Here is a 13,836-nt window from a genome sequence, read left to right as displayed (position 1 = left end):
GCCCTGCGGCGTCAGTGCGGCTGGGTCATCCCGACCTGAGCCACCGGATTGCGCCCCCAGAGCTGCTCGTGCCGCCAGCCGCTGAGATCCTCGACGATCGCCTTGGTCTCGGGCGTGGTCGGCGCGTCGGGATCGCTCTTGAAGCGATCGATCTCGTCCATCAGCACGCCGTGGGTGCGTGGATCGAGCTTGAACTTGAACGACACGATCACCCCGAAGATCAGCATGCCGATGGTACCGACGCCGAGCACCAGGGCGAGGGTGGTGATCGCCTCCGGGCTCTGCTGCTTGGCGCCGGCGACGAAGCCGCCAAGGCTCATGATCGCGGTGACGCCTTGCACCGCCGCCGATTGGGTGAGCTTGCGCACGAACGTCATCACGCCGGCGAACGCGCCCTCGCGCCGCCGCCCGGTGACGATTTCGTCGACGTCGGCCATGTAATTGTAGGTCGCCCAGGGAATGAAGTTGAGCGCACCGCGGCCGAGGCCAGCGAAGGCGATCGGCACCCAGAGCAAGGCGTCGCCGGAGCGCACGCCCGCGTTCCACATCACCAGCAGCACGATCACGCCGATCGCGAAGCTCGCCGCCGCCAGACGGTAGGCAAAGGCGGGGCCGATGCGAAGGGCGAGGTTGATCGCCAGCATCACCGCGACGAACTGGACGATGTACATCGTGCCGAGCAGCGACGAAGCGACGCTGATCGATCCTGCCAGCGCGAAGACGACGAAGAAGGTGAAGGCAGCGTTGAACACGTCCTGGCTTATGTAACCTCCAAGGTACATGCCAAGGTGCAGCCGGAAGGCCCGGATCCGCAACGTCGAGAAGAGGTTGCGGTAGAGCGCCTTGATCGCCGCGGCGACGCTCGGCTTCGCCTCGCCGCTGCGCAGCGCCGCCACTTCGGAGGGCGGACGCTCCCAACTCAGCAGGAACAGGCAGGCGGCGGTGATCATGAACAGCGCCGAGAACAATATGCCCATGTAGAGGAAGGTGTCGGCGCTGTCCTCGCCGAGCCATTCGATCAGCATCTTCGGGCCGAAGCCGGCGATGATCGCCGAGGCCTGGGCGAAGAGGATGCGGATGCCGGCGAACTTGGCCTTGGTGCGATAGTCCTTGCCCATCTCGGCGGCGAGCGTCTCGTACGGGATGATCACCATCGCGTAGAGCAATTCGAAGCAGACGTAGGTGACCAGATAGTACCAGAAGGTCTGGCCCGCGACCCACATCGCCGCGAAGATCGGCAGCAGCGGGATCGCGGCGAGGATGAAGAAGCGCCGGCGGCCGAATTTCTGGCCGAGCGCGGTATAGCCCATATTGTCGGAGATGTGGCCGATCACCGGCGAGGCGATCGCGTCGAGCACGCGCGCGACGGTGAAGATCAGCCCCGCCTGCCACGCCTCGAGACCGCAGAAGGTGGTGTAGAAGATCAGCACCCAGCCGCTGATCACCGCCATCGATCCGGCGCCGAGCACGTCCATCGATCCATAGGCCGCGTAATTGTACCAGCGGACCGGCCGGGTGCCGGTCGGTGCGAAAGCGCCTGTGATCGCCATGGACGAACCCTCTCCAGATGGCGGCCGGCCGCCGGCGCCTCTCACGGACGCTCGGCGGCGAGGCCGGTCAGATGTAGCTGCGCAGGAACTCGGCCAGGGCCAGCACGGCGAGCGACTGGCCATAGGGCATCGAGGTCAGCTTGATGTCCTTGTAGAATTGCAGGGTGTCGCCCATCGCGGTGCCGAACGACACCTGCTGCAACTCGCCGTCCTCGCTGATGTTGGCGAGCACGCCCTTCACCGCCTTCAGGCCGACCGCTTCGTACTTGCGATCGAGATAGCCTTTCCGCACGCCCTTCAGGATGCCGTAGGCGAAGCCCGCGGTCGCCGAGGCCTCGAGATAGGAGGTCGGATCCATTACCAGGGTGTGCCACAGGCCGCTCTGATCCTGCGTCTCGGCCAGCGTCTTCACCTGGGCGGCGAGCGTGTCGACCAGGAAGGTGCGGAAGGCGTCGCCCGGCTGCAGGTTCAGGATCTCGATGATTTCGGGGATCGCGATCGTCACCCAGCAATTGCCGCGCGCCCACAGCGCCTCGGCGAAATTGTGCCGGCCGTTGAAGTCCCAGCCGTGGAACCACAGGCCGGTCTTGCGATCGAACAGATATTTGATGTGAACGAGGAACTGGCGCTTGGCCTCCTCGACATAATGCGGCCGGTCGAGCAGCAGGCCGATCTTGGCCAGCGGCAGCACCGACATCATCAGGGTGTCGTCCCACATCTCGCCCGGGTTCACGTCGTTGTAGACGATGTGCTGGAAGCCGCCCTCCTCGGTCTTGGGCAGGCCGTCCGGCGCCATCAGCCATTCGGCCCAGGTGTCGAGATAGGGGATGTAGCGCGGGTCCGGCTCGTGTTCGTACAGGTAAGCGAGGGTGATGAACGGTGCCATCGTGTTGATGTTCTTGGTCGGCGTGCCTTCCGCGAAGCGGTCCTCGAACCATTGCTTGATGATGTCGAGCGCCAGGCGGTCGCCGGTCTGCTCGTAATAGCGCCACATGCCGAACAGGCCGACGCCATGGGTCCATTCCCAGCCGGCCCAGCCCTTGGTGTCGATGATCCGGCCGTCCTCGAGATGGAGCAGGAACTCGCCGGTCTCGTCCTTGATGTTGACCAGATTGTGCATCAGCCGCCGGATCGCGTCGGTGACGGTCTCGCGCGGGACATCGTGATGGGTGGCAGCCACGAGGCTCTCCTACGGAAGGTGAAACATGGGAATGAGTGGCCATTCACGGGGCTTGTTGCCAGGATCGACGTCCATGATGTCGGCCATGTGATCCCACCAGCGCCGCATTATCGGGTGCGAGGGAAGACTGTCCCGATCATTGTCCTCGGCGAGCTTCAGGGTCGCGAACAGAGCATTGCTCTCCGGATCGAGGAAGATCGAATAGTCGCTGATCCCGGCGCCGCGCAGCAGATCGGCGAGCTCGGGCCAGATCGCGTCGTGCCGGCGGCGATATTCCTCGGCCATGCCGGGCTTCAGCTGCATGCGAAAGGCGTGGGTCTCCACGTCCCTCTCCTCCTCGTCTCGTTGTTCCGCTTTATGCCTGCTTCGCGCGCGATTGAATAGCCATATTCTGAAACTCCATCCCGTAATGTGGGATCAAACCTTTTGCCGGCCGAGCCAATCCTGGAACAGCTCCGGCCAGAATCGGCCCGGACCGCTCGGGTCACCGGGCGCGCCGAAGCCATGGCCGCCGAAGTCGAAGATGTGGATGGCACTCGGCACCTTTCGGCGGCGCAGCGCCGCGAACATCATCATGCTGTTCTCGACCGGCACGGTGCGATCGTCGGCCGCGGCCGCGAGGAAGGTCGGCGGCATGTCGGCGGGCACGTTCTGCTCCAGCGACCAGCGGCGGATGCGCTCGGCGTCCGGATCCCGGCCGATCAGGTTTCGCCGTGAGGGGCCATGCGCATAGGGATCGGCCATGGTGATCACCGGGAAGAACAGGCCGGCGAAGGCGGGGCGGGCAGGGCGCGCGTCGTCGGCGTCGATCGGCTCGTAGCTGCGCTCGGCGAAGCGGCTGGCGAGGCTGCCGGCGACATGCCCCCCGGCCGAAAAGCCGATCGTGCCGACCCTTGTGCCTTCGCCCGCCTCGCGCGCGAGCAGGCGGAAGGCGCGCTGCGCGTCCTGGAACGGCGCGTCGGGGCCCGCGGCCCAGCCGTCGTAGGGGAGGCGGTAAAGCAGGGCGCCGACCAGGAAGCCGCGGCCGGCGAGGAAATGGGCGAGGCCGCCGCCGTCGGGGGAAGTCGCGATCCGCTCGTAGCCGCCGCCCGGCGCCATCAGCAAAGCGAAGCCGTTCGGCCGCTCCGGCCGGATCAGCGTCAGCGTCGGCTCGGTGATGCCGTAGAAGGCGAGGTCGTCCGGCCCCGACGTCTTCGACCGCGGTACCGCGCGTTGGGTCACCGTCACGCGCTCGCCGCCCGGCGCGCGTCCCGGCCACAGCCGGATGATTCGATAGGGGCGGCGCGCCGAGGCAGCCTCCTGGCCAAGTGCGGGGGCGCCGAGGCCGGCGGCGAGCCCGCCGATCAGCAGGGTGCGGCGGTCGACCATGTTCAATTCCCGTCCGGCCTGATGGTGCTGCGCGCGCCGCTCGCCGGAAGGGCGAAGCGCTCGGGCGGCGGCGGCTGCGACGGATCGAAGCTCCGCGCCTCGGGCAGGAGGTGCGCGGCCGGCGGGCGATCGATCCGCGCCAGCTCCGACGCGACGATATGCGCGAGCTGGTACGCGCCGTAATTATTGTGGTGGGTCTTGTCCTTGCCGCCGTCGTTGAAGGCGAGCGGCGCCCGCGCAGGTCCGAGCGCCTGGTAGAGGGCGATCGATGCAGCGTGGAGGTCTATCAACCCGACCCCTTCGCTGCGCGCGAGCGCGCGAACCGCGTCGGGATAGGCGCCGTGGCTCGGCACGATCGTTCCCGCAGCATCGAAATTGCGCCGCTCGGGCGAGGTGACCAGGATCGGGGTCGCGCCGCGCTGCCGCGCCTCGGCGACGAAGGTCCGCAGATAGGCGGGAAAGGTATTCACCGGGTCCGCATAGGTTTGCGGCCACTGCTTCTTCTGGTCGTTGTGACCGAACTGGATCAGCAGCCAGTCGCCGTGCTTCATCCGCGACAGCATCTTGGCGAGCCGCAGCTCGGCGATGAACGATTTCATCGTCTCGCCCGATTCCGCATGGTTGGCGACCGCCGCGGTCGGGCCGACGAAGCGGGTCAGCATCTGGCCCCAACTCGCCGCCGGCTCGGCATTCTGATCGGTGACCGTCGAGTCGCCCGCCAGGTAGATGGTCGGCACGTCCACCGGTGCGATCTCCACCGCGGTCACCTGGGGCGCGGCGCCGAGGAACTCGAGGGTCAGTCGGTCATCCCAGGTGGCGCTGCCTTTCTCGCGCGGCTTGAGCTGCACCGCGGTGCCGCCCGGCGCATTCTCCGGCGGGGCCTCGAGCAGGGCGGTGCGGACGTTGACGACGAAGCTGCGGGTGGCGCTGCGGCGGGCTGGCGTCCTCAGATTCTCGAGCATCAGCCGCCGCGCCTCGGCCTTGACCGTGGTTGCCGAGGGCGCGCGGCCGCCGCCGAAGCGCAGCGTCACCCGGTAATTTCCCTCCGGCAGCTTGACCGAGAAGCGGTGCGCATCCTCCCAGCCATAGCCGCGCGCCTCGTCATAGGCGGTACCGGCGGGGGCGGGTACGAAGCCTTCCGCTTTCCCCGCGATGGCGAAACGGAGCGGCGCGGGGGCGTCCGGCGCCGCGGAGAGAGCGGCCATGGCCAGTGCCGCCGCGATCACGCGGCGCCGCCGAGATCATGCACGATCGAACGGTCGATATCGGCGATCCGGGTGGTCCCGGTCAGCGCCATCGCGACGTTCATCTCGGCCCTGACCAGGGAGAGCATATGGCTGATCGCCCGCTCGCCGCCGGCAGCCAGGGCATAGGCCCAGGCGCGGCCGAGCAGCACGCCGTCGGCGCCGAGCGCCAGCATCCGCACGACGTCGAGCCCGGAGCGGATGCCGCCGTCGGCAAGGATGGTCAGCCGCCCCGCCACCGCATCGGCGATCGGCGGCAGCGCCCGGGCGCTGGACAGGGTGCCGTCGAGTTGGCGGCCGCCATGGTTGGAGACGACGATTCCGTCGGCGCCGTGCTCGAAGGCGAGGCGGGCGTCGTCGGCGTCGAGAATCCCCTTGATCACGATCGAGCCTTTCCACTGCGAGCGGATCCAGGCGATATCGTCCCAGCCGACGTTCGGCTCGAAATTGTCGCGCATCCAGGCGAAGAAATCCTCGAGACCGGTGTTCGGCCCGAGCACCGGCGCAACGTTGCCGAGCGCGTGCGGCCGGCCGTGCACGCCGACGTCCCAAGCCCAGCGCGGCCGCAGCATCGCCTGGCCTACGCGACGCAGCGCGCCCTTCAGCCCCGGCGCGCCGGCGAGGCCCGAGCGATAGTCGCGGTAGCGCGATCCGGGCACGGGCATGTCGACGGTGAACATCAGGGTCGGGCAGCCGATCGCCGCCGCCTCGGCGAGCAGATCGGTCATGAAGCCGCGATCACGGATCATGTAGAGCTGGAACCAGAAGGGCCTGGTTGCCGCGCTCGCCACCTCGGCGAGGGGGCAGGCGGAAACGGTGGAGAGGGTGAACGGAATTCCGGCGCGTTCGGCGGCGCGCACCGCCTGGCGCTCGCCGCGTCTGGCGTTCATCCCGGCGAGGCCGATCGGCGCCAGCGCCACCGGCATGGCGAGGTCCTGGCCGAACAGGCAGGTCGAGAGGTCGATGGCTGAGACGTCGCGCAGCACGCGCTGGCGCAGCGCCACCGCCTCGAGGTCGGCGATGTTCCGCCGCAAGGTGACTTCGGCATAGGAGCCGCCGTCGATATATTCGAACAGGAATTTGGGCAGACGCGCGCGGGCGAGCTCGCGATAGTCGATGACGGATGCGGCCTTCACCCTCTCCCCCCTCTCCACTCTTCGGACAGGCCCGTCGAATCACGGGGCGTTCGGCCGTTATCTCACAATCTGGAACATTGCTCCAGATATTGAGATTGTCTGCCGTAGCCGTCCTGGAGCGCGCGGAAAAAATTTGTCGCGCCCGTGTCGATTCGGCCAGGACATATTCGTCCGTGTAGGGCGGCCGCTGCGGCCGGCAATCAGGGAGAGAAAAGATGCGCGTAGTCGTGTTCGTCAAGGCGACCGAGGACAGCGAGGCGGGGATGATGCCGTCCTCCGATCTGCTCGAGGCCATGGGCCGGTACAATGAGGAACTGGTCAATGCCGGCATCATGGTCGGCGGCGACGGCCTCAAGCCTTCGTCCCAGGCCAAGAGGATCGCGTTCGACGGCCCGAGCCGCACCGTGATCGACGGTCCGTTCGCCGAGACGCGCGAGCTCGTCGCCGGTTACTGGCTGTGGGAGGTCAGGGACATGGACGAGGCGATCGCCTGGGCCAAGCGCTGCCCGAACCCGATGCCCGGCCCGAGCGAGCTCGAGATCCGGCCGGTCTACGAGCTGGCCGATTTCGGCGAGGCGGTGACCGAGGAGGGCGCAGCGATCCACGGACGCGTCGCCGACAGGCTCGCCGGCGCCTAGGCTGCGGCGGCGTGCCGCCCGCTTGCCTTGCCCGCGCGCGTCGCGGACAAGGCGGGAATGGCGGCGGACATGGCGGCGGACGAGGCGCAAAGGGCGGTCGAGGCGGTCTTCCGGATCGAGCGGAGCAGGCTGATCGGCCGACTCGCCCGCATGGTGCGGGACCTCGATCTTGCCGAGGAGCTCGCCCAGGATGCTCTTCTCGTCGCGCTGGCGCGGTGGCCCGAGAGCGGCGTGCCGGACAATCCGCTCGCCTGGCTCACCACCGTCGCCAGGCGCGGCGCGCTCGACAGGTTGCGCCGCGACCGGATGCAGGCGCGAAAGCACGACACCATCGCCCGAGAAGCTGCCAGCGAGGACGATCGCAGCATCGAGGAAATCGAGGCGGCGATGGACGACGAACTCGGCGACGAATTGCTCGGCCTGATCTTCGCCGCCTGCCATCCGATCGTCTCGCCAGACGCCCGTGCGGCGCTCACCCTCCGGCTGGTCGGCGGCCTCACCACCGACGAAATCGCCCGCGCTTTCCTGGCGAGCGAGCCGACGATCGCGCAGCGCATCGTCCGCGCCAAGCGCACGATCGCCGCCGCCGGCCTGGCCTTCGAGGTGCCGCGGGGCGCGGCGCGTCAGGCACGGCTCGCCTCGGTGCTGCAGGTCGTCTATTTGATCTTCAACGAAGGTTATTCGGCGACCGCTGGCGAGGATCTGACCCGGCCTTCGCTCTGCGCCGAGGCGCAGCGCCTCGGCCGGATCCTGGCCGCGTTCTTGCCCCAGGAGTCCGAGGTGCACGGTCTCCTCGCGCTGGTTGAGATCCAGGCCTCGCGCCTCGCCGCGCGGACCAACGCCGATGGCGCCTTGATCCCGCTCACCGAGCAGAACCGCGCGCGCTGGGACCGGCACCTGATCGGTCGCGGCCTCGCCGCGCTCGCCCGCGCGGAGGCGCTCGGCGGCTGCGAAGGCCCCTACGCGCTGCAGGCTGCGCTGGCCGCCTGCCACGCCCGGGCGAAGCACGTGGAGGAGACCGATTGGGCGCGGATCGCCGGCCTTTACGATCGCCTTCAGGCGGTGATGCCCTCGCCGGTGGTCGCGCTCAATCGGGCGATCGCGCACGGTATGGCGTTCGGCCCGGAGGTCGGGCTGCGGCTAATCGAGGCGATCGCGCCCTCGCCGGCCCTGCGCGATTATGCGCCGCTTCCCGCCGCCCGCGGTGACGCTCTGTTCCGCCTCGGCCGGCACGCGGAGGCGCGATGCGCTTTCGAGGCGGCCGCGTCGCTCACCCGCAACACACGCGAAAAGGCCTTCCTGCTCGCCCGCGCCGCCGCCTGCGCTTGACCGTCGAGGCCGCCGATCACTTCCCGTTCAGACGGGAGCGTGCAATCGCCGACGCATGATCGTTTCCCGCCGTCACGTCCTGCAAGCCGGCGCGGCCGCCGCGCCCGTCCTGCTGCCCGCGCTCGCCGTCGCCGCCGAGCTCGATCGCCTCACCCCCGAGATGTTCGGCGCCAAAGGCGATGGAGTCGCCAACGATAGCGCCGCCTTCGGCCGCCTCGCCGCGGCGGTCAACGCTCGCGGCGGAGGCACGATCGTCTTCGGCGCAGGACGCACCTATCTGGTTGGAGCCCAGATCCCGGCGATCGCCCCCGGCGCGCAATATGCCTTCGCGCCGGTCGAGCTGCTCGCCTTCGAGAAATGCACCCGGCCCCTGGTCCTCAGGGGCAATGGCGCGCGGATCAAATGCGCACCGAATCTGCGTTACGGCACCTTCGATCGCGCCGGCCGGCCGACCCGCAATTCCATGCCCTATGTCGGCGCCGGCGAGCTCGCGACGCCGTACCGGCACATGATCCGGATTGAGCGCTGCAGCGGCCCGATCGAGGTGAGCGACCTCGAGCTCGACGGCAGCCTGGGTGCCCTCCAGATCGGCGGCGAATATGGCGATACCGGGCGGCAGATCCCGGCGATCGGCCTCGCCTTGTTCGACAATCCGGGGTCCGAGTCGATCCGCAACGTCTACACCCACCATCACGGCCAGGACGGCCTCTACATCGACGGAGTCGTCGACGGGCCCGCGACGGCGCGGCGGATCACCAACGTCCGCTCCGAATATAACGGCCGGCAGGGCTGCAGCATCGTCGGCGGCCGCGGCTATGTCTTCGAGGACTGCCGGTTCAACCACACCGGCAAGAGCGCGGTGGTGAGCGCGCCGGGCGCCGGCGTCGACATCGAGGCGGAAGCGAAGATCAACCGCGACTTCCGCTTCATCAACTGCGAGTTCGCCAACAATGCCGGCTGCGGCTTGGTCGCCGACAGCGGAGATTCGGAAGGGGCGGTGTTCGAACGCTGCACCTTCATCGGATCGTCGAACTGGGCGGTGTGGCCGAAGAAGCCGCGCTTCCGCTTCCACGATTGCACGATCGTCGGCCAAGTCGTGCAATGCCATGGCGATCCAGACCTGTCCCGCGCCACCCAGTTTCACAATTGCCGCTTCCGCGACGATCCGAAGCTCTCGCCGACCGGAAAGCTCTGGGCCTCGGGCGGCGCCAACGCCTGCGCCGATCTCGGCGCCAACAGCACCAACATCGCTTTCATCGGCTGCGATTTCGCGCTGACCCACGAATTGGTCCTGCCGTGGAGCTGGCACGCTCTCTACCGCGACTGCCGGATGAGCCAAAGGTCGAAGCAGCAGGCTTATCCGAAGGGCACCTATTCAGGGCGCAACGTGATCAACGCCAATGTCGATCTCTACGGCACAAAGTTCCTCGGCCCGACGATCCTCAACGGCACCGAGGTCCCGAGGAGCTGACACGGGTAAAGCAGGGCACCGGCGGCGATTTGAATTCTTCTGCGAAGTGTCTGGGAGCGCGCCTTCGCTGAAGCTTCAGCGCTGATGGCGTTGAGCGGCATCCCACCCCAGACCTTTGCAGTGCGATTACCCGGTGATCTGCGGGGAGCAGCGGTAAAGTGGCCATTCCGGCACATAGCGAACGCCACGTCGCCGCAAAATCACCCCGCTCGCGACGCCAGGCGAAGACACGAACCCCTGGAGAGCGCACCCGGCCTCGTCAGGGTGCGATGGTGCGAATGTCGAAGCCTTGATGGGGCCGCAGCAACCCGAGGTAGGTCACCGGGAACGGCTTGGTCAGCGCATATTGCAAGGCGCCGGTGCCGACCCGATACCCCGCCGCGTCCTTGATCTGCCCCTCGGGCAGCCTCAGCCCGTCGGGCAAGGTCGTGTAGCCGCGGACGACGAACTCGTTCTCCAAGGGAATGCGAGCCAGGCGGTAGATCATCGCACCTTGCGCGAGATCGGTCTCGCGCAGGCCGAACGTGCGCGAGATCTCGCTGGGGGTCTGACCCGCCACCGATTGCATGAAGCCGAAATAGCCTCTCAGCTCCTCCTGAACAGGGCCGATGTTGGTCACCTTGATCAGGTTCTTCGCGCCCCATTCGGCGAAGCGCTTCAGCGCGGCATCGATGGCGATGCGGCTGCCCTGGATGGTGCGTTCGTCCATTTCCCCCCTTGGTCGCCGCTGCGTCCGGCGCATTGCTGCTGTCCCGCCGTCGCCGGTCGCCGGCGCCAGGTGCCGGTCAGCCCGGAGTCTGCTCGCGCAGCTTCGACACCGTCCGGTGCTCGAACCGGCTTATTGCTTGACGATCTCGACGCGGCGATTGCCTGGGTTGGCGGCCGATTGACCGTCGAGCGGGCGGTTGAAGCCATATCCGACCGCTTTGAGCTTCGCAGCCGGGACGCCCTGCGCGACCAGATAGCTGACCACGGTCTGGGCACGCCGCCGCGAGAGATCCTGGTTGTGGGCGCGCGATCCGCTCGAGTCGGTGTGTCCTTCGATCACGAACCGCCCAGGCGCGCTGGCGGATTCCTTCAGCACCTTGGCGAAGACGTCGGCCTGTGCGGTCGCGGCGGGCGTGAGTTGGGCGGACTCGAGCTCGAAGTTCAAGCGCATGTTGAGCGACTGACGGTTCGTCGCGATTGCGGGCCGAACCCGGTCGTTCCGGGCGGTCCGGATCGGCTTGCGCGGCTTTGGCGCCTGCGTGGTACCGGTCGGCTGGACCGGCGTCGCCTGCGGCGTGCTCCGCTTCTTGCTGTTGAGGTTGGCGACCGACCAATCCTTCTCCTCGCCGACCTTGCAGACGCCGGTGACGAAGCAGCGCGCTTCCTCCTCCGACACGGCGGGTTGCTGGGCGAAGGCGGATCCTGCGGCAACGCCGCTGACGGCAACAAAGGCAAGGAAGAGAGTCTTCATAGGTCACCCGCTGAGAGAAAGTGTGAACGACTCGTTTAAATTCACGATAAATCCAAAGCTTTGACCTCGCAACTGCCGTCAAACCAAAGAATTGACCGGGGCCCGCCAGCCCCGGAAGGCCTGCGCCGGGACTTGTTTCGCTTCCGTCTTCTCTCGGTACCATGAGACCCGCGCTTGTCGCGGACGCTGCTTTGGTCCAGCATCGGCCGGTCAGGGGAGCGGGGGCGCGGATGGAAGCGAAACTGGCGAGACCCGCAGGGGCGGCTTTCATCCTGATCGTCGCGATCGCAGCGGCGGCGGCGATCATTCACTTCGTGCAACTCGGCTTCTTGCGGGCGATCGAGACGCCGCCAATGATGGAATGGGACCCGGTGGTTCAGGAGTCCCTGTTCACATTATTGTTGTTCGCCCTGGTCGCCGCCGTCGCGATAGCCGGGATTCGTCTCTGCCGGCTGGCGATCCGGGCCGGCCCGGGGTGGCCGACCGCGGCCGTGGCGGGCGTCGCTGTCGGAATCTCCGGGGTCGCTGTCGCGCTCGGTCTCTCGGCGCTCGCCGGCGTCATACGTCCCGGAGACGGTGCCGGCGCCGGCTGGCTGCTGCTCGCCGGCACCGTCGTGACGCTCGTCCAGACCGGCTCGGAAGAGCTCTATTTCCGCGGGTGGCTGCAGCCGACGCTGCAGGCCGGTTGGGGGCGCTGGCCGGGCCTCGCCGGCCAGGCCCTCGGCTTCGCCCTGCTTCACTTCGTCGCCGGCCTGTTCGACCCGCTCAGCCTGCTCAACCTCCTGCTCGCCGGCCTCTGGCTCGGGCTGCTGGCCGAGCGCTCCGGCGGGCTCGTCCTGCCGATCGCCGCGCATTTCGGCTGGAACTGGGGTGAGACGTTGCTGTTCGGCGCGACTCCCAATCCGGGCGTCGGGAGCTTCGGCGCGATTCTCGACTGGGACCTCGTCGGCCCGCCCGCCTGGGGCGGGAGCGAGGCGGGGCTGAACGCCAGCCTGTCGGTCACCTTCGTGCTGGCCGCGCTGGTGATCGCCACCGCGAGCTGGGGCGGACGGGTCAGTCCGATCCCGCGGCGCGGCTGACGTCGATCCGGTCGCGGACCCGCTCGAAGGCGATCAGCTGGCTGCCCGAGAGGGTCCGTCCGCTTTCGGTCTTGATGCTGAGCGGATCGACCTTCTCGCCGTCGATGTGCACCTCGTAGTGGAGATGCGGGCCGGTCGAGCGGCCGGTGGTGCCGACCTCGCCGATCTGCTGGCCCTGCGCCACCCGCGTGCCGGCGGTGATCCCGGGCGCAAAGCGATTGAGGTGGAGGTAGAGCGTGTACCAGCCATTGTCGTGATGGAGCCGTATGAAGTTGCCGTTGGCGCCTTTCGGGCCGGCGAAGTCGACGACCCCGTTCCCGGAAGCGTAGATCGGCGTGCCGGTCGGCGCCGCGAAATCGATGCCGCCATGCAGCTTGCGGAAGCCGAGGATCGGATGGAGGCGATAGCCGAACTTCGAGGACACGCGGGCGCCGTCGACCGGGGTGCGCATCAGTGCCCGGACGATGCTCCGGCCGCTGGCATCGAACCATTCGCCTTCGCCGCCATCGGGCGCGAAGCGGTAGACGGCCGCGGACTTGGCGGCGGTGGTCAGCGACGCATAAACCAGGTTCGGTGCGCCGAACCGCTCGCCGACGGCATTCACCTCCTGCTCGTAGGCGATCTCGAATGCGTCGCCGGCCGCCACCTCGCGCTGGAAGTCGAAGTCGAAGGCGAGCGCCTTGGCGAACACCGGAATGACGCTGTTGGGCACGCCGACCGCGACGGCCGAGGTGTAGAAGCTGTCGCCATCCATCGTCCCGGCATGGACCATCGTCCGTCGGCGCAGCTGCGGCGCCACCCGGGCGACGGTGAGCGCGCCCGTGTCCGCGCGGGTCACGACCACTCCGGAGCTGTCGCGGTTCGATGCCTCGAGCCGGGCAAGCTGCACGCCGCCGCCGGCGATCGGCACCAGCGTCAGCGACGCCCGGATTTCGCCGGCCGGGCTCAGCCCCGGCGCAGCCGCGCGCGCGATCTCGGCGGCCAGCGCGGCATCGAGCCCTGACGAGGCGAGGGCGGCGGCGAGATCGTCGGCGCGCGACAGCGTGATCGTGCGGCGGATCTGACCGGGCGTGGCGGCCTGCGCCGGGGGGGCGTCCGGGCCCCCGTCCGCGATGGGCGGCGTTGTCGCCGGCAGCGGCGCTTCGGGCGCCGCCAGCCACGCCGTCGCGGCGCCGGCGAGTAGGACGCCGAGGGCCGCGGCGAAGCCCGCGAGCCGACGGGGCGCATGCCGCCGGAACGAAGCCGGCGCCCCCGGCGAGGGCGTCCAGGCGGCCATCCAGCGCCGCGGATCGTAGGAGTCGACGAATTCACTTCGCATCCACTTGCCCCCTCGCCGCAAGCGCGTGCATCATCGGGCCGAAATGACTGCAGGGACCGCAGTC

At 68.3% G+C, this 13,836-nt stretch carries 12 protein-coding genes and 1 pseudogene; 4 read left to right on the top strand and 9 right to left on the bottom strand.

Annotated features, from left to right (window positions below; translation table 11 throughout):
- Nucleotides 1-11: 11 nt before the first annotated feature.
- The 6 genes from E2493_RS13995 to lldD form a co-directional block, all read right to left on the bottom strand.
- Nucleotides 12-1,550 (bottom strand): MFS transporter, encoded by a 1,539-nt coding sequence (locus tag E2493_RS13995; RefSeq protein WP_135087837.1) that lies wholly within the window; start codon nt 1,548-1,550, stop codon nt 12-14.
- Between the two features lie 67 nt (nt 1,551-1,617).
- A complete protein-coding gene (bglB, locus tag E2493_RS13990; RefSeq protein WP_135087835.1) occupies nt 1,618-2,730 on the bottom strand; it encodes a beta-galactosidase BglB in 1,113 nt (370 codons plus the stop codon).
- A 9-nt stretch (nt 2,731-2,739) separates the two neighbouring features.
- Nucleotides 2,740-3,054 carry an L-rhamnose mutarotase gene (locus tag E2493_RS13985; RefSeq protein WP_135087833.1) on the bottom strand — a complete coding sequence of 105 codons (315 nt, stop codon included), beginning with the start codon at nt 3,052-3,054 and terminating at the stop codon, nt 2,740-2,742.
- Between the two features lie 93 nt (nt 3,055-3,147).
- The gene (locus E2493_RS13980; RefSeq protein ID WP_225421481.1) at nt 3,148-4,098 is read right to left on the bottom strand and encodes an alpha/beta hydrolase; all 951 of its coding nucleotides are present in this window, start codon (nt 4,096-4,098) and stop codon (nt 3,148-3,150) included.
- A gap of 2 nt (nt 4,099-4,100) precedes the next feature.
- Nucleotides 4,101-5,324, bottom strand: coding sequence for a rhamnogalacturonan acetylesterase (locus tag E2493_RS13975; protein WP_225421480.1), 1,224 nt, complete (start codon nt 5,322-5,324; stop codon nt 4,101-4,103).
- Entirely contained in the window at nt 5,321-6,478 is a 1,158-nt protein-coding gene (gene lldD / locus E2493_RS13970; RefSeq protein WP_135087827.1) for an FMN-dependent L-lactate dehydrogenase LldD, read from the bottom strand. Before lldD ends, E2493_RS13975 begins: the two co-directional genes overlap by 4 nt.
- Nucleotides 6,479-6,693: 215 nt before the next feature.
- Here lldD and E2493_RS13965 point away from each other — a divergent pair.
- The 3 genes and pseudogenes from E2493_RS13965 to E2493_RS13955 form a co-directional block, all read left to right on the top strand.
- Nucleotides 6,694-7,044, top strand: a pseudogene (locus E2493_RS13965) (YciI family protein); the annotation flags it as partial.
- A gap of 129 nt (nt 7,045-7,173) precedes the next feature.
- Nucleotides 7,174-8,445 carry an RNA polymerase sigma factor gene (locus E2493_RS13960; protein WP_225421479.1) on the top strand — a complete coding sequence of 424 codons (1,272 nt, stop codon included), beginning with the start codon at nt 7,174-7,176 and terminating at the stop codon, nt 8,443-8,445.
- Nucleotides 8,446-8,500: 55 nt separating this feature from the next.
- Nucleotides 8,501-9,916: a right-handed parallel beta-helix repeat-containing protein gene (locus E2493_RS13955; protein ID WP_135087822.1), complete on the top strand. Its 1,416-nt coding sequence runs from the start codon at nt 8,501-8,503 to the stop codon at nt 9,914-9,916.
- A 259-nt stretch (nt 9,917-10,175) separates the two neighbouring features.
- Here the strand turns inward: E2493_RS13955 and E2493_RS13950 are convergent, their stop codons facing one another.
- Nucleotides 10,176-10,625 carry a hypothetical protein gene (locus tag E2493_RS13950; RefSeq protein ID WP_135087820.1) on the bottom strand — a complete coding sequence of 150 codons (450 nt, stop codon included), beginning with the start codon at nt 10,623-10,625 and terminating at the stop codon, nt 10,176-10,178.
- Nucleotides 10,626-10,754: 129 nt separating this feature from the next.
- The gene (locus E2493_RS13945; protein ID WP_135087818.1) at nt 10,755-11,375 is read right to left on the bottom strand and encodes an OmpA family protein; all 621 of its coding nucleotides are present in this window, start codon (nt 11,373-11,375) and stop codon (nt 10,755-10,757) included.
- A 161-nt stretch (nt 11,376-11,536) separates the two neighbouring features.
- On the opposite strand from E2493_RS13945, the gene E2493_RS13940 reads away from it, so the two are divergent.
- Nucleotides 11,537-12,454, top strand: a complete 918-nt coding sequence (locus E2493_RS13940) for a CPBP family intramembrane glutamic endopeptidase (protein WP_135087816.1) — start codon at nt 11,537-11,539, stop codon at nt 12,452-12,454.
- On the opposite strand, the gene E2493_RS13935 is transcribed toward E2493_RS13940, so the two are convergent.
- A complete protein-coding gene (locus tag E2493_RS13935; RefSeq protein WP_135087814.1) occupies nt 12,429-13,772 on the bottom strand; it encodes a M23 family metallopeptidase in 1,344 nt (447 codons plus the stop codon). The two genes, E2493_RS13940 and E2493_RS13935, sit on opposite strands and share 26 nt — an antisense overlap.
- Nucleotides 13,773-13,836: the final 64 nt, after the last annotated feature.

The organism is Sphingomonas parva (ex Maeng et al. 2020) (assembly GCF_004564275.1).
Taxonomy (GTDB): domain Bacteria; phylum Pseudomonadota; class Alphaproteobacteria; order Sphingomonadales; family Sphingomonadaceae; genus Allosphingosinicella; species Allosphingosinicella parva.
This window is presented reverse-complemented; position numbering and strand designations above follow the sequence as displayed.